The sequence below is a fragment of the Streptomyces sp. NPDC043870 genome (assembly GCF_056435785.1).
In genome coordinates this window covers 1-15,079 of sequence record NZ_JBWKDT010000027.1, presented here as the reverse complement: position 1 = coordinate 15,079, position 15,079 = coordinate 1, and the positions used below count along the sequence as shown (strand labels likewise).

General features: G+C 69.5%; 12 protein-coding genes and 1 pseudogene. 8 read left to right on the top strand and 5 right to left on the bottom strand.

Annotation, left to right across the window (positions count from 1 at the left end; all coding sequences use genetic code 11):
• Positions 1 to 23 precede the first annotated feature (23 nt).
• The 4 genes from AC0699_RS27470 to AC0699_RS27455 form a co-directional block, all read right to left on the bottom strand.
• Complete coding sequence (locus AC0699_RS27470) at positions 24 to 1,292, bottom strand: alpha/beta fold hydrolase (protein ID WP_478665230.1); 1,269 nt, start codon at positions 1,290 to 1,292, stop codon at positions 24 to 26.
• 125 nt (positions 1,293 to 1,417) lie between these two features.
• Entirely contained in the window at positions 1,418 to 2,803 is a 1,386-nt protein-coding gene (locus AC0699_RS27465; RefSeq protein WP_478665229.1) for an aldehyde dehydrogenase family protein, read from the bottom strand.
• Positions 2,800 to 2,928: a hypothetical protein gene (locus tag AC0699_RS27460; RefSeq protein WP_478665227.1), complete on the bottom strand. Its 129-nt coding sequence runs from the start codon at positions 2,926 to 2,928 to the stop codon at positions 2,800 to 2,802. Before AC0699_RS27460 ends, AC0699_RS27465 begins: the two co-directional genes overlap by 4 nt.
• Positions 2,929 to 2,957: 29 nt before the next feature.
• On the bottom strand, positions 2,958 to 3,863 hold the full coding sequence (locus AC0699_RS27455) for a dihydrodipicolinate synthase family protein (RefSeq protein WP_478665225.1): 906 nt from the start codon (positions 3,861 to 3,863) through the stop codon (positions 2,958 to 2,960).
• 242 nt (positions 3,864 to 4,105) lie between these two features.
• On the opposite strand from AC0699_RS27455, the gene AC0699_RS27450 reads away from it, so the two are divergent.
• Genes AC0699_RS27450 through AC0699_RS27430 form a run of 5 tightly spaced genes read left to right on the top strand, consistent with a single transcriptional unit; the run spans position 4,106 to position 9,747 of the window.
• The gene (locus AC0699_RS27450) at positions 4,106 to 5,851 is read left to right on the top strand and encodes an ABC transporter substrate-binding protein (protein ID WP_478665224.1); all 1,746 of its coding nucleotides are present in this window, start codon (positions 4,106 to 4,108) and stop codon (positions 5,849 to 5,851) included.
• 14 nt (positions 5,852 to 5,865) lie between these two features.
• On the top strand, positions 5,866 to 6,789 hold the full coding sequence (locus AC0699_RS27445) for an ABC transporter permease (RefSeq protein WP_478665221.1): 924 nt from the start codon (positions 5,866 to 5,868) through the stop codon (positions 6,787 to 6,789).
• Positions 6,786 to 7,772 carry an ABC transporter permease gene (locus tag AC0699_RS27440; RefSeq protein ID WP_478665217.1) on the top strand — a complete coding sequence of 329 codons (987 nt, stop codon included), beginning with the start codon at positions 6,786 to 6,788 and terminating at the stop codon, positions 7,770 to 7,772. The genes AC0699_RS27445 and AC0699_RS27440 overlap by 4 nt, the downstream gene beginning before the upstream one ends.
• Complete coding sequence (locus tag AC0699_RS27435) at positions 7,772 to 8,776, top strand: ABC transporter ATP-binding protein (RefSeq protein WP_478665214.1); 1,005 nt, start codon at positions 7,772 to 7,774, stop codon at positions 8,774 to 8,776. The genes AC0699_RS27440 and AC0699_RS27435 overlap by 1 nt, the downstream gene beginning before the upstream one ends.
• Positions 8,773 to 9,747: an ABC transporter ATP-binding protein gene (locus AC0699_RS27430; protein ID WP_478665213.1), complete on the top strand. Its 975-nt coding sequence runs from the start codon at positions 8,773 to 8,775 to the stop codon at positions 9,745 to 9,747. The genes AC0699_RS27435 and AC0699_RS27430 overlap by 4 nt, the downstream gene beginning before the upstream one ends.
• Before the next feature lie 78 nt (positions 9,748 to 9,825).
• Here AC0699_RS27430 and AC0699_RS27425 read toward each other — a convergent pair whose 3' ends face one another.
• Positions 9,826 to 11,028, bottom strand: a complete 1,203-nt coding sequence (locus AC0699_RS27425) for a M6 family metalloprotease domain-containing protein (protein ID WP_478665211.1) — start codon at positions 11,026 to 11,028, stop codon at positions 9,826 to 9,828.
• 100 nt (positions 11,029 to 11,128) lie between these two features.
• On the opposite strand from AC0699_RS27425, the gene AC0699_RS27420 reads away from it, so the two are divergent.
• The 3 genes and pseudogenes from AC0699_RS27420 to AC0699_RS27410 all read left to right on the top strand — a co-directional run.
• Entirely contained in the window at positions 11,129 to 12,112 is a 984-nt protein-coding gene (locus AC0699_RS27420) for a LysR family transcriptional regulator (RefSeq protein ID WP_478665208.1), read from the top strand.
• A gap of 518 nt (positions 12,113 to 12,630) precedes the next feature.
• On the top strand, positions 12,631 to 14,604 hold the full coding sequence (locus tag AC0699_RS27415) for a collagenase (protein WP_478665391.1): 1,974 nt from the start codon (positions 12,631 to 12,633) through the stop codon (positions 14,602 to 14,604).
• Positions 14,605 to 14,694: 90 nt separating this feature from the next.
• Positions 14,695 to 14,943: pseudogene (locus AC0699_RS27410) on the top strand (collagenase); the annotation flags it as partial.
• Positions 14,944 to 15,079 lie beyond the last annotated feature (136 nt).

The following is a 15,079-nucleotide window of genomic DNA, read 5'->3' as shown; positions in this document are numbered from 1 at the left end:
GGGGAGCGCGAGGAGCCAGGGAGTTACGCGCGGCCCGCGGCCATGTCCATCAGGCGGGCGAGTACGCGGCCGCCGGAGGCGGTGACGCCGTCGTGCTCCCACTCGTTGGTGACCCAGGCACGGGTGGCACCGACCTCGCGCGCCGTGCGCAAGGAGAGATCCGCGTCGACGTACATGTCGTCGTGGTAGACGACCGCGGCAAGGGGGACCTGGTTGGCGGCCAGGCGGCGAGGGTCGTAGAGCGGGGGCCAATCGCTGCGCCGGGCCAGGAGGTCCGCAGCGTCCGCGAAAGAGCGCAGACCCTTGATCTCCCGGAACATCCAGGGGTAGATCATCTCCCCGGTGAGCAGGAAAGGGTCCGCCTCCTCGGCGAACTCGGGAAAGCCGGCGAGTGCCCGGGAGGCCGCCCAGCCGGTCGGACCGGCCCCTTGCCCGTACAGCGTCTCCTGCATGACGGCGAACAGCGGGTTGCCGGCGAACCCGGTCAGATCCTCCACCTGGTGGAGGAAGGTGTCCGTCAACTCGCCGCCCGAGTCCTCCAGGGATTCGTCGAGCAGCCAGTGGATCCGTTCGAAGCCGTCACCCATGCCGAGGGCGAGGCCGAGCGTGCGCAGGCGGCGGGTGGTGAGGCGGTCCCCTCCCGGCAGCCGGATGTCCTCGGCCGCGAGGAGATCGGCGATCTTGCGGAGTCGAGGCGCGTCGTCCGGGTAGCGGGCGTAGAAGTCGAGGACCCGCTCCCGCACCCGGGGGTACGTGCGGGCGTACACGTGATCGGCGGTCGCGGTGAGACCGGGCAGGCCGCCGGTGACGTAGCAGGCCCGCAGACCTTCTGGGGCCTGGGAGAGGTAGGTGAGGGTGATGAAGCCGCCGTAGCTCTGGCCGAGCGTCTCCCAGGGCGCGTCGCCGCACAGACGGCGACGGATCAGTTCCGCGTCGGCCACGATGGCGTCGGCACGGAAGCAGGCCAGATACGCGGCCAGTCGGGCGGGTGATTCGAACCGGGAGGCCGTGCGAGCGGTGACCGGGGTGGAGCGGCCGGTGCCGCGCTGGTCGAGGAGCAGCACCCGGTGGGTCTTGAGCGCCTGAGCCAGCCACCCCGGCGAGCCTGCCGAAGGACGCGGTGCCTTGCCGCCGGGGCCGCCCTGCAGATAGAGCAGCCACGGCAGTCGTTCACCGGTGCGGGCGGGGTCGACGACTTCGCGAGCGAACACCTGGATGGTCGGGCCGCTCGGAAGGGAGTGGTCCAGCGGGACGGTGAAGAAGTGATCGGTCGTGGCGTACGCCGGGTTCATGGGTCCCTTTCACAGCACGCAAGCGCCAGGTGACGTGTGACATTGCATAAGTAGCGTGAATCAACGACCCCGTCCCGAGGAACTCTCACTCGGACATAGCACCGTGTTATGGGGTTCGTGCCGCTTCAGGCCGAGCGCTTCGCAGGTGACAGTGTGTAAGTCCGGCTGGAGGTGTAGAACCCCAGTGCCGCCCGGCCCTGTTCGCGCGGCCCGTGGCTGGATGCCTTGGTGCCTCCGAACGGCACGTGGAAGTCGACGCCGGTGGACGGTGCGTTGATCCTGATCATTCCGGTGTCGAGCCGGTCGAGTCCGCACAGGGCCGTGTTCAGATCGGCGGTGTGGACCGACGTGACCAGGCCGTACGGCACGGAGTTGGTGATCTGCACCGCGCGGGTCACGTCCTCGGCGGGCAGCAGCGCGGCTACGGGTCCGAAGACCTCTTCGCTCAGCAGGCGGTGTCCTGGGGGGACCTTCTCGACAAGGGTCGGCGCCGCGTACCAGCCGGGGCCGTCGGGCACGGTGCCGCCGGCCGGTGTGCTCAGTCCGTGCCAGGCGTCGCAGACCTGATCGCGGGCGTACTGGTTGATGAGCGGCCCGCTCACGGTCGCCGCATCGGACGGATCGCCGACCTGTACGGTCCGCAGCGCCTCGGCGAGTGCGTCGCGCAGGGGCTCCAGGGCGGCGCCCACCGCGATGACACGGCTGGTGGCGGTGCACTTCTGGCCCGCGTACCCGGCGATCGCGGTGGCGATATGGGCCGCTGCCTGCTCGATGTCGGCGTCGGGCAGGACGATCGCCGCGTTCAGACCGCCCATCTCGGCCTGGACCGGAACCCCTCGGGCCGTGGCGCCTCGTGCGACGGCCCGTCCCACGGCGGTCGACCCGGTGAAGGAGACCACATCGGCGGAGGAGACGAGCGCGTTGCCCTCCGTCGCCCCGCCGGGCAGAACGGTGAACACCCCTGCCGGCAGGGCCTGCTGGACGATCTCGGCCAGGCGCCCGGCACAGGCGGTGGCTTCGGGGGCGGGTTTGAGGACGACCGCGTTCCCGGCCGCGAGTGCCGGTGCGGCCTTCCAGCTCGGAATGGCGAAGGGAAAGTTCCAGGGCGTAATCAGTCCGGCCACGCCGTGCGGCCGACGGCGGGTGAGCAGCAGACCTGGGCCCGCGGCGGTCTCGTGGACCTCGCCGACGGGCTCGTACGCGGCCTGGGCGTAGTAGCGCCAGATCGCCGCCGTGCGCGCGACCTCGGCGCGGGCTTCGGCAAGGGGCTTGCCCACCTCCCGGACGGCGAGCGCGGTCAGCTCGGTCTCCGCGGCATCAATGGCGTCGGCGACCGACCCGAGAACGGCCGAGCGGGCGGCCGCCCCGCCGAGCAGCCACTCCGGCTGGGCGGCGCGTGCCCGGTCCACGGCGTCGGCCGCCGCGAAGGCGCCGGGCGCCGGAATCTGAAGGAGCACGTCGGACGGGTCGGCCGGATTGCGTGAGGTGATGAGGGATTCGGTGGTGGTCACAGGAGGAAACCTCCGGGGAAGGGGTCGTCCGGGTCGAGGAAGTACGGGGCGGTGCCGGTGATCTCGCGCGTAGGCGTCCCCTCGGTGTGTGAGTCGACCGCAGGGAAGACATGGCGCGTACGCACGGGCTTCCTGCGGTCAGCGGGCGGAGTGGTCAGCGGTGGCCGTCGGCGACGGCCTTTTCGGTGGCGGCCCGCACTCCCGCCTCGGTCTCCCCGGTGAGCGGGAAGCGCGGCGGGCGGGTGGGCCCGCCCGGCCGTCCGACGATGTCCATGGACAGCTTGATGGACTGGACGAACTCCGTCTTGGAGTCCCAGCGCAGCAAGGAGTGCAGGGACTTGTAGAGCGGGAGCGCCGTGGCCAGATCGCCGGCGACGGCGGCGTGGTACAGCGTGGAGCAGCTGGCGGGGAACGCGTTGGGGTACCCGGCGATCCATCCGACGGCACCGGCGACGGCGAGCTCGAGCAGGACGTCGTCGGCACCGATCAGCAGATCCAGTTCCGGGGCGAGTTCGGCGATCTCGTACGCCCTCCGGACGTCACCGGTGAACTCCTTCACGGCGACGACACTGCCGTCCTGGTGCAGCCGTGCCAGCGTGCCGGGGGTGAGATCGACCTTCGTGTCGATGGGGTTGTTGTACGCGACGACCGGCACCCCTGCCCGGGCGACCTCGGCGTAGTGGGCACGCACGGCCGACTCGTCGGCCCGGTAGGCGTTCGGGGGCAGGAGGAGCACCGAGCCACAGCCTTCCCCGGCCGCCTGTTCCGCCCAGCGCCGGGCTTCGGCGCTGCCGTAGGCGGAGACGCCGGGCATGACCCGTGCGCCGCCCGCCACTTCGACCGCGGTCCGCACCACGCGGGCACGCTCCTCGTCGGTGAGGGTCTGGTACTCGCCGAGTGAGCCGTTGGGCACGACGCCGTCGCAGCCGTTGTCGAGCAGCCGGCGGACGTGGTCGGCGTAGGCGTCGTAGTCGACGGACAGGTCCTCCCGCAGGGGCAGGGTGGTGGCCACCATGATGCCGCGCCAGGGGCGGGTGCTGTTCCAGGTGGTGTCGGTCATGTCAGCGCAACCTCTCTACGGTATGTGACATTTCACGAGGGTGTGTGGGCAGCCCCGAAGCGTGAGCGCGGCAGTAATATTTCACATTGCACAGCATCTCGCCAGACCGCAGCGGCAGACCTCCCCGGACACGGATAGATAACGAGGCACCCGACCCCTTGGCAGTGCAATTTCACATTACTATGTTACAGGTCACATTCCAGCCGCCCTGGGCTGTCCGACTGCTTCCGGAGTGACCACTCATGGACAAGCGCACCTGTACCGCTCTCGCCACAGCGCTGGTGGCGACCCTCACCCTCGGCATGGCCGGCTGCTCCGGCGGAACGGCGGCGAGCGGCGCCCGTAACGGCAAGAACCCGGCAACGACCAACAACGGCCATGTGGTTGGCGGGACGCCGAAGCAGGGCGGCACCCTCACCGTCCTCTCCAACCAGGACTTCACCCACCTCGACCCGGCCCGTAACTGGGTGATGGGCGACATGGACTTCGGAACCCGGCTGCTCTACCGCACCCTCGTCACGTACAAGGCGGAACCGGGCGCCAAGGGCGGGGAGCTGGTCCCCGACCTCGCCGAGGATCTCGGTGTCTCCTCCAACGGAGCCAAGACGTGGACCTTCAAGCTCAAGAAGGGCCTGAAGTACGAGGACGGCTCGCCGATCAGGGCTCAGGACATCAAGTACAACGTGGAGCGGTCCTTCTCCCCCGACCTGCCCGGCGGCCCGGACTACGCGGCCCGCTACCTCGCGGGCGCGGAGGGCTACCAGGGCACGGCCCAGGGCAAGCACCTCGACTCCATCAAGACCCCTGACGAGCACACGATCGTCTTCGAACTGCGCAAGCCCTTCGCCGAGTTCCCCTACGCGACGGTCCTGCCCACCTTCGCCCCGGTGCCGAAGGCGAAGGACAAGGGGCCTCAGTACGACAACCGCCCGTTCTCGTCGGGTCCTTACAAGATCGAGTCGTACGACCGCGACAAGCAGCTCGTGCTGGTCCGCAACACCCAGTGGGACCCGGGAACCGACACCGTGCGCAAGGCGTATCCGGACAGGGTGGTCGTGGTGATGGGGCTCAAGGCCAACCAGATCGACGACCGGCTCATCGCCGGCCAGGGGCAGGACGCCTCCGCTGTGCCCTGGGGCAAGCTGCGCCCCGAGAGCACCCCCAAGGTGCTGACCGAGGACGACGTCAGAAAGCGGCTGCTCGCCGAGTCCACCAACTGCACCGAGATGGTGCAGATGCACACCGGCCGTGCGCCGTTCGACAACGTCAAGGTGCGTCAAGCCGTGCAGTACGCCCTGGACCGCGAGGGCATCCTGACCGCCTCCGGCGGGCCGGCCCTCAACGACGTGGCCTCCGCCTACATGCCGGGCCCGCTCTTCGGCGGCAGTCAGCCCGACACGCTGAAGATCCCCGCAACCGGTGACGCGGAGAAGGCGAAGCAGCTGCTGAAGGAGGCGGGCAAGCCGGACGGCTTCTCCACCAGCATCACCGTCTCCAACGGCGACAAGGGGGTCGGCGAGGCGATCCAGCAGTCCCTCGGCCGGGCCGGGATCAAGGTCACCATCGAGACGGTGGACCCGTCCGCCTTCTACGACACCATCGGCGACACCAAGAACCGCACCGACCTGGTCTACACCGGCTGGTGCCCCGACTACCCCTCCGGCTCCACCTTCCTGCCCTTCGTCTTCGACGGCCGCTACATCAAGGAGAAGGGGAACTCCGGCAATCACTCGCTCTTCCGCGACGAGGCGACCATGAAGCGGATGGACGAGATCGCCGCCATGACCGATGCCGAGCAGGCGGGCAAGGCATGGCGTGAGCTGGACGGACAGATCCTCGCCAAGGCCCCCGCGGCACCCGCCGTCATCGAGCGCATGCCCCTCCTGCTCGGCACCAACGTCGCGGGCGCCTTCGGCCACACCTCCTTCGGCGGCCAGATCGACTACGCCACGGTCGGCCTCAAGGACCCCTCCAAGAGCGCCAACTGAAGGCGCGTCATCTCATGGCTTCCACCGTCTCCGTTCCGGTGGGCAGCAGCCCCTGGCAGCTCGCCCGCGCGGAACTGCGCCGTCGCCCCTCTGTGAAGGTCTCCCTCGTCGTGGTCGCGCTGTTCGCGGTCATGGCGGTGGCCGCCCCCGCGCTCAGCGCGCTGGGCGGCTGGTCCCCCGAGGAGTTCGACAAGTCGGCCGTCGACCCCTACCTGGGCGGACAGCCCATCGGTCCGCTCGGTGGTGTTTCGGCCGAGCACTGGCTCGGCGTCGAACCCGTCACGGGCCGGGACCTGTTCGCCCGTGTCGTGCACGGCGCCCGGATCTCCCTGCTCATCGCCTTCGCCGCCACCGCGATCGTCGTCATCGCGGGGACGGTGGCCGGGATCGCGGCCGGCTACTTCGGCGGCCGTACCGACGCAGTGCTGTCCCGCCTGATGGACCTCACCATGTCCTTCCCGTCCCTCATCTTCATGATCGCGATGATGTCCGTGGCCAGGGACGTCAACCGGGTGGTCCTGATGACCGCCGTGATCGGCCTGTTCGGCTGGCCGGGCATCGCCCGCGTCGTGCGCGGCCAGACGCTCTCGCTGCGGCACCGCGAGTACGTGGACGCGGCGCGCGTCGCCGGATCGGGGCCCTGGCGGATCATCGGCCGGTCCATCCTCCCGGGCGTCGCCGGGCCCGTCATCGCGTACACCACGCTGATCGTCCCGGGGATGATCGCCACCGAGGCGGCCCTGAGCTACCTGGGTGTCGGCGTCCGCCCGCCCACGCCCTCGTGGGGGCAGATGATCGCCGAGAGCGTCGCCTTCTACGACACCGATCCGATGTACTTCGTCATCCCGAGCCTCTGTCTGTTCCTCACCGTGCTCGCGTTCACACTGCTCGGCGACGCGCTGCGCGACGTCCTCGACCCGAGGGGAAGCCGCACGTGATCGTCTACCTCGGCCGTCGGCTACCCGGCGTCATCGGCGTCCTGATCGCCATCGCGGCCGTTACCTTCACCATCTTCTACGTCCTGCCCTCGGACCCGGCCGCCGCGGCCTGCGGCAAGTCGTGCAGCGCCGAGCGTCTGGAGGCGATCCGCGCCCACATGGGGCTGGACCAGCCACTGTGGCGGCAGTTCGCGGACTTCGTCACCGGCATCTTCACCGGCCGCACCATGGGCAGCGGCCAGTACGCGCTGCACTGCGACTTCCCGTGCCTGGGCTACTCGTACGAGAACAGCCAAGGCGTGTGGGACCTGCTGACGGACCGGCTCCCGGTCTCCGCCTCGCTCGCCCTGGGTGCCGCGGTGATCTGGCTGTTCCTCGGTCTGACCGCCGGAGTCACCGCCGCCCTGCGCAAGGACACGTACACCGACCGTGCCCTGATGGTCGGTGCGGTCGCCGCCGCCTCCCTGCCCGTCTACTTCACCTCGATGATGCTCATCTACGGGCTGATCCGAACAGCAGGCCTCCTCCCCTACCCGCAGTACGTGGAGTTCACCTCCGACCCCCTCCACTGGGCCTCGAACCTGCTGCTGCCCTGGCTGGCCCTGGCCATCCTGTACGCGGCCATGTACGCGCGCCAGAGCCGCAGTTCGATGATCGAGACGATGGCGGAGCCGTACATCCGCACCGCCCGCGCCAAGGGTCTGCCGCGCCGGACGGTCGTGGTCAAGCACGGGCTGCGGGCCGGGATGACGCCCGTCCTCACCCTCTTCGGGATGGACCTGGGCGGGCTGCTCGCGGGCGCGGTGATCACCGAGTCCATCTTCGGGATCCCCGGCATCGGACGGCTCTTCTACGGAGCGCTGTCGACCGGCGATCAGCCGGTCATCCTCGGCGTCACGCTGCTCGCCGCCACCTTCATCGTCGTCGCCAACCTGGCCGTCGACCTGCTGTACGCCGTCGTCGACCCGCGAGTGAGGTATTGATGGGCGCCCTCGAACCCGTGCTGTCGGTACGGGACCTGACGGTCACCTTCTCCACCACTCGCGGTCCGGTGCGGGCCGTGGACGGCCTCGGCTTCGAGGTGCGGCGCGGAGAGACGCTCGGCATCGTCGGAGAGTCCGGTTCCGGCAAGTCCGTCACCTCCCTGGCGGTGATGGGCCTGCACACCGACGCCTCGGTCACCGGCTCCATCACCCTGGGCGGCCGGGAGCTGAGCGCTCTGCCGGAACGCGAGCTGAACCGGTTGCGCGGCCGCAGGATGGCGATGATCTTCCAGGACCCGCTCTCCAGCCTTCATCCCTACTACACCGTGGGCGAACAGATAGCCGAGCACCACCGCGTGCACTTCGGCAGCGGCAGAAGGGCCGCCCGTGAACGGGCCGTGGAGGCACTGGCCGAGGTCGGCATCCCCGAGCCCGGACGCCGGGCGCGTGAGTACCCGCACCAGTTCTCCGGCGGCATGCGCCAGCGCGTGATGATCGCGATGGCGTTGGCCTGCGAACCCGAGCTGCTGATCGCGGACGAGCCGACCACGGCCCTGGACGTCACCGTCCAGGCGCAGATCCTGGAGCTGATCGCACGGATCCAGCAGGAGCGGGGGCTGGCCGTCATCATGATCACGCACGATCTGGGCGTGGTCGCCCGCGTTGCCCACGAGGTGCTGGTGATGTACGGGGGCAGGGCTGTCGAAAGGGCCGCCGTGGACAGCCTGTTCACAGCGCCGGCCCACCCCTACACCCGCGGCCTGCTCGACTCCCTGCCGCGCCTCGACGACAGCGACGACGAACCGCTGCGGGCGATCCCCGGCACCCCGCCGTCCCTGCTCACGCCAGCTCCCGGCTGCGCGTTCGCGCCACGCTGTCCCAGGCTCGCCCGCAGCTGTGCCGAGGAGCGCTCCCGCTGCGAGACGGTGCTGCCGCTCCTCGACGGCCCGGCCGGGCATCCGGCCGCCTGCCACTTCCCCGCGTACGAAGGCATGGCTTCATGACGTCCACAGAACCACTGTTGTCCGTACGGGATTTGACGATGACGTTCCCCGGGCGACGTCGATCCGCCCCGGTCCGGGCCGTCGACGGCATCACCTTCGATGTGGCGGCGGGCGAGACGCTGGGACTGGTGGGGGAGTCCGGCTGCGGCAAGTCCACCACCGGCCGCATGATCGTCCGGCTCCTGGAACCCACCACCGGTTCCGTCACCTACGACGGACGCGACATCAGCCACCTTTCACAGCGGGAACTCAAGCCGCTGCGCAAGGACCTGCAGATGGTCTTCCAGGACCCGCACTCCTCCCTCAACCCCCGTCAGACGGTGGCACGGATCATCTCCGACCCGATGCTCGTACAGGGCAGTTCGGCGGCGGACGCCCGTACGCGCGTGGCCGAGCTGATGGAGCTGGTGGGGCTCATCCCCGAGCACATCGACCGCTATCCCCACGAGTTCTCCGGCGGTCAGGCCCAGCGCATCGGCATTGCCCGCGCACTGGCCACGGGCCCCCGGCTGGTCGTCGCCGACGAGCCGGTCTCCGCGCTCGACGTGTCCGTCCAGGCCCAGATCGTCAACCTGATGGAGCGGCTCCAGGGCGAACTCGGCCTGGCCTACCTCTTCATCGCCCACGACCTGTCGGTCGTCAAGCGGGTGTGTGACCGGGTCGCCGTGATGTACCTGGGCCGGATCGTCGAGATCGGCCCCAAGGACCAGGTCTACGCCGCCCCGGCCCACCCGTACACTCGCGCGCTGCTGTCCGCCGTACCGCTGCCCGACCCGGCCGCCGAGCGGTCCCGAGAACGGATCACCCTGCTCGGGGACCCGCCCAGCCCGGCCTCGCCCCCTCCCGGCTGCACCTTCCACCCGCGCTGTCCCAAGGCCCGGGAGATCTGCCGTACCGAGGCACCGTCGCTGGGGAACACGGTGCCGGTCGCGGCGCGGCAAGTGGCCTGCCACTTCCCCGAAGCGGCCTGAGCGGGTGCCCGGCCCGCGCTGAGCACGGCTGTGCCCCGGCTCCCGCCGAGGAGCCGGGGCACAGCCGTCCGTGTTGCGCTACGACTTGGTGATCCGCACGGTCTCGCCGTACCCGTCGGCGCCCAGTACGTCGATCCGGACGCCGGCCGCGGTGTCGGTGAACGACTCACCGGCCCAGTACGGGGCGTCGTCCAGCGGGCGGCAGCCGGAGGCCGGCGTGGTACTCGGCTTGGCGTCCATGACCCGGACCGGCCCTTCACCGGTTTGCACGGAGGTGTCGATCCGGTAGATCAGCGCACCGGTGGAGCAGACGGCCGTGTCCGCCTGAACGCCCCGCCTCGATTCGACGACGTACGCGGTCGTGGGGCCGGTGCGTACGACCGCCATCTTGGTGCCGGATCCGTATTCGACGGCGGTGAGATACACGGTGTCGCTGCCTGCCGAGGCCCGGCAGACGACCTGATCGTCCTCGGTCCAGCCGAGCTTCCAGGAGTGCCAGGCGAGGTACTGCGGCCCCGCCCCTCCGATCAGGCCCATCACATCCCATCCGCCCACGAAGCGGTGGGCATCGGTACCCGCGGCGAAGGCGTACAGGTCGGGCAGGCCGAAGGTGTGGCCGGTCTCATGGGCGACCAGCTTCTTGCCCCAGTGCCACATGTCCTGGCCGAAGGTCACCGCCCACTTGATCCGGCTGCCGTCGGCGACGACACCCGCTGTTCCGGGGTCGTACACATAGGTGGGGGTGAAGGAGACGGCCGACGCGTTCCTCGTAGCCACGGCGTAGACCATGTCGTACTGCGAGAAGTCCACGTACGGGTCGGCCGCTGTGACCGCGTCCTTGACGTACGCCTCGTGATCCTCGTGCGACAGCCCGCGCGCGTATCCGTAATCGGTCGAGTTGTGCGGCATCCTCACCCAGTGCTGGTGCTGGGTGATGGCCAGCCAGGCCTTGCCGTACGAGGCGTTCCACAGCCAGTCCGCACCGGGTGAGATCTGTGCCGCGTCCTCGGCAGGGGATTCGGTGGCGGGGGCATCGGGGAAGTCCACGAAGATCATGGCGACTTTGATGGTCCCCGACGGGCGCTTGAACACGGAATAGTCCGTGTTCTGCCCTTCGTCCGTCCAGCCGGTGGTGCCGCGCAGCGCACAGGCCGACGTGCTGTCCGCGGGCGTCGCAGCCCGGGCGGGAGGGGTGGCGAGGTGGAGGAGCGGGAGCAGGGCGGCGAGCAGCAGCGGAAGAAGAGCCGACCGGGTGGTCGACGAGAGATGTGGGGGACTCACGCGATCACTACCTTTCCATGAATGGCGTGTGACATTTCACATAAGACTGCTGGCGCACGACTCTGTCCGAAAGCTGTCGCCGGTCCATAACATCCGCGCCATGGATCTGGAGATACGGCACCTGCGGGTCGTGTGCGCGATCGCCGAGGCGGCGAGCCTCACCCGCGCTGCCGCCGCGCTCCGCATGACGCAGCCGGGGCTCAGCGCCCAACTGCGCCGTATCGAAGCCATGCTGGGCGGCACCCTGTTCGACCGACGGCAGGAGGGCACCGTCCCCACGCCCTTCGGCGAGCTCGTCATCGGGCGGGCCCGCGCCGTCCTGCCGGGCATCGACGGGCTCCTCGCCGACACGGCACGGGCCGCCCGCCGCCTGTCGGCCGCGGACCGGATCCGTGTCGGCTCGGTCGGCGCTCCGCTGCTCGGTCATCTCCTCCTGGCCGTCAAGGCCTTGCTGCCCGAAGCCCACCTGACCGCCCGCTGCCAGTACTCGCCCGTCGCCCTGCTCGACGACCTCGCCGCGGGCCGGCTGGAAGCGGCGGTGCTCGGTGACCACCCGGACCAGGAGCTGCCGCAGCGCGAGGGCGTGGCGCTCCACCCGATCGTCACGGAGCCGGTCTTCGCCCTCCTGCCGGCGACCCACCCGCTTGCCGCGCGGGACGAGGTCCCGCTGCCCGAGCTCCTGGACGAGGACTGGGCGGTTCCCCGGCCCGACGGCGACCGGACCCGCGAGTACTGGGCTTCCGTCTGCGCCCTGACGGACCGCGCTCCGTTCGCTCCTTACGAGGCGGAGGGGCGGCAGTTGATCGAGATCGTCAGGGCGGGCCTGGCCGTCAGCCTCTGCCAGGCCACGTTCATCGAGGTGCCCGGCGTCGCAGTCCGCCCTCTGGCCGAAAACCCCTTGTGGTACCGGCACATTCTGGCCTGGCACCACGAGGGCCCGCTCGCGGCCTGCGGCACCGAGATCCTGCGCCGGGTCGCCGATGGTTACCTGTCCACCTGCGCCGCCGGCCCGGTGTACGCGCGCTGGCGGGAGCGGCACCGGGCCGCAGCCCGGCCGCCGGTGGTGCCGCCCTCAACTCTCTGAACCCGAAGGCAGCAGCAGGAGATCACCACGGGAACTCGGCCCAAGTGACGAGGCGGTTGACCTCGACCGCACTGGTGCCACAGCCCGCCGTGAGATCACCTTGCTCCACGGCCCGTCCAGCCGGCCCCGTATCCATGTCGCCGTCGTGCCACCGGGATTGGTCGCCCGCGCCACCCGCGCGGTCCGAGGCGGAATCCGCGCACCAGAGTGGGGATGGAGGGGCACCGGCTCACCTCAGGGACGACGGTCACCCCTCGAAACCGGCATGAGCATGCCCAGCTATCACGTATTTCCGTCCGGGTATCTCAAGGCCACCGACAGGATCCCATTCTGACGACTCGTCACTTTCTTCTGTTGCGCGCAGCCCTCTTTCACTGCCATGTGAACTGTGAAATTGTACGGTCACACTTTCCGTGGGCATGACAGCTCCGGAGCGCTCAACTTCCGTTGCCATCACGGTCCGCACCCCCACCGCCGTGCCCCACGCACGGCTGCCGACCGGCCTGGAGGCCATCGCTATGCGCAGACCCCCCACACTCAGGAAACTCGGACAACTGCTGATACCTACCGTGGCCGCCGCCGGCCTGGGGCTCACCATGCTCGCTCCCAATGGCGCGGCGGCCCCGGCCGGCGCCGGGGCACCCAAGCCCACACCGAGGTCGGCCCCCGCCCCACAGCCCGCCTCCGCCACCGTGCTTGCCGCCGATCTCGCACCCGGACACGCCGCCGACCCCGCGCGATCGGCCACGAAGACCTCGAACGCCGCGCAACGCCCTCCGCTCCCCGCGGCCCAGAACGCCGCAGAGCGCAAGCAGGCCCGCTCTGCGGCGAAGGCCGCGGCGGACTGCAACATCAGCGACTTCACCTCGAAGACCGGCGCTGCCCTGGTCGAGCAGATCAAGCAGTCGGAAACCACCTGCATCAACACGCTGTTCAGCGTGGCCGGTCAGGACTCCAAGGCCCTCTTCCGTGAAGAGCAGATGATCACGGTGGCGAACGCGCTCAAGGATGTCGCGACCAACTACCCGGGGGACAACAGCACCTTCGCAACCCAGGTGGTGTTGTACCTGCGCGCCGGCTACTACATCCAGTACAACCAGCCGGAGAACGTCGGCGAATACGGCCCGACGCTGAAGAGCGCCATTCAGGGCGCCCTGGATGCCTTCTTCGGCTCGTCCCACGCCTTCGACGTCACCGAGGCCAACGGAGAAACCCTGGCCGAGACGGTCACCCTGATCGACAGCTCCGAAGAGAACGCCCGTTACCTCGACGTGGTCAAGCGTCTGCAGAAGGACTACAACTCGTCGTACGACCAGTTCTACGGGATGCTCGCGGCGGTCAACAACACCTACACCGTGCTCTTCCGCGGCCACCAGCTGCCGGAGTTCGTGGAAGCCGTGAAGGCCGACCCGAGCGTCCTCACCGGACTACGTGACTTCGCCGTCGCCCACGACGATCTGCTCGGCACCGACAAGTCCTACCTGGCCAGCAACGCCGGACGCGAACTCGGCCGCTTCCTGCAGCAAGCCGACCTCAAGGACACCGTCAAGCCGTTGGTCAAGGAGCTGCTCGGCCGCAGCGAGATCACTGGACGCACCGCCCCGCTCTGGGTCGGCCTCGCCGAGATGACGGACGAGTACGACAAGGAGAACTGCGCCGAGTACGACACCTGTGACCTGCAGAACCGCGTGCGCGACGCCGTGCTGACGGTCAAGCACGCATGCGGTCCGAGCGCGAAGATCCTCGCACAGGAGCTGAGCGCGTCCGAACTCTCGGCCACGTGCGACAGCGTCCTCAAGCAGGACCCGGTCTTCCACAACATCGTCAAGGACAACGGCCCGGTCAAGGACGACAACAACACCAGCATCGAGATCGTCGCCTTCAACTCCAGCACCGACTACAAGACCTACGCCGGTGTCGTCTTCGGCATCGACACCAACAACGGCGGCATGTACCTGGAGGGCGACCCGGCCGCTGAGGGCAACCAGCCGCGCTTCATCGCCTACGAGCAGCCGGCCCAGGACGACGCCTTCCAGATCTGGAACCTCAACCACGAGTACACCCACTACCTCGACGGCCGCTACGACATGTACGGCGACTTCGCAGCCGGGCAGACCACCCCGACCGTGATGTGGATCGAGGGTTTCGCCGAGTACGTCTCCTACTCGTACCGCGGCATCACCTACGACAGGGCGATCGAGGAGGCGGGCAAGAACACCTACAAGCTCAGCCAGCTCTTCGGGACCACCTACGACAACGCCGACACCACCCGTATCTACCAGTGGGGCTACCTGGGCGTCCGCTACATGCTCCAGTCGCACCCCGAGGACGTGGCCACCCTGCTCGGCCACTACCGCGCAGGCGAGTACGACGCGGCCCACAGGCTGCTCCGCGACACCATCGGCACCAAGTACGACGCCGACTTCGCCGACTGGCTGAGCAAGTGCGCCGGCGGCGACTGCGGCCAACTGCCGGCCCGGAGCGGCCGGTGACCGGGGCCTCGGTCACCGGCAAGAACTGAGCCAGGAGAGCCTGGTGTCCCGCGCATCGTTCGTGCGGGGGCACCAGGCTTCTCAACTGTCCTGATCTTCGACGGCGCCACCCGCGACAACGGCATCAAGGTGCGTAAGGCCCTGGTCCAGGGCATCATCGACGACACCTCCGGCGGCAAGCCGCGCATGACCGTGAACCAGCTGCTGCACGCCACGTACGACGGGGACGGCTTCCGCTTCTACGACTACGCCGGCACCTTCTTCGAGTTCCTGTGGACCGAGCGCCCCTCTCTGATCCGGGAGATGTACGGCCACCTGCGGGCCGACGACCCGGGGGGGGGGGGGGGGGAGAGGGAGGGGGGGGGGGGGGGGGTTGTGGGGGGGGGGGGGGGGTGGGGCGGGGGGGGGGGGGGGGGGGGGGGGGGTGGGGGGCGGGGAAGGTAGCGCGAGCAAACGCGCGGCTCCACCCCCCCAA

Excerpts from the sequence above, each read along its gene's own strand:
- AC0699_RS27420 (WP_478665208.1), top strand. The coding sequence starts at position 11,129 with ATGGATCTGGAGATACGGCACCTGCGGGTCGTGTGCGCGATCGCCGAG.
- AC0699_RS27430 (WP_478665213.1), top strand. The coding sequence starts at position 8,773 with ATGACGTCCACAGAACCACTGTTGTCCGTACGGGATTTGACGATGACG.
- AC0699_RS27450 (WP_478665224.1), top strand. The coding sequence starts at position 4,106 with ATGGACAAGCGCACCTGTACCGCTCTCGCCACAGCGCTGGTGGCGACC.
- AC0699_RS27445 (WP_478665221.1), top strand. The coding sequence starts at position 5,866 with ATGGCTTCCACCGTCTCCGTTCCGGTGGGCAGCAGCCCCTGGCAGCTC.
- AC0699_RS27415 (WP_478665391.1), top strand. The coding sequence starts at position 12,631 with ATGCGCAGACCCCCCACACTCAGGAAACTCGGACAACTGCTGATACCT.
- AC0699_RS27470 (WP_478665230.1), bottom strand. The coding sequence starts at position 1,292 with ATGAACCCGGCGTACGCCACGACCGATCACTTCTTCACCGTCCCGCTG.
- AC0699_RS27435 (WP_478665214.1), top strand. The coding sequence starts at position 7,772 with ATGGGCGCCCTCGAACCCGTGCTGTCGGTACGGGACCTGACGGTCACC.
- AC0699_RS27455 (WP_478665225.1), bottom strand. The coding sequence starts at position 3,863 with ATGACCGACACCACCTGGAACAGCACCCGCCCCTGGCGCGGCATCATG.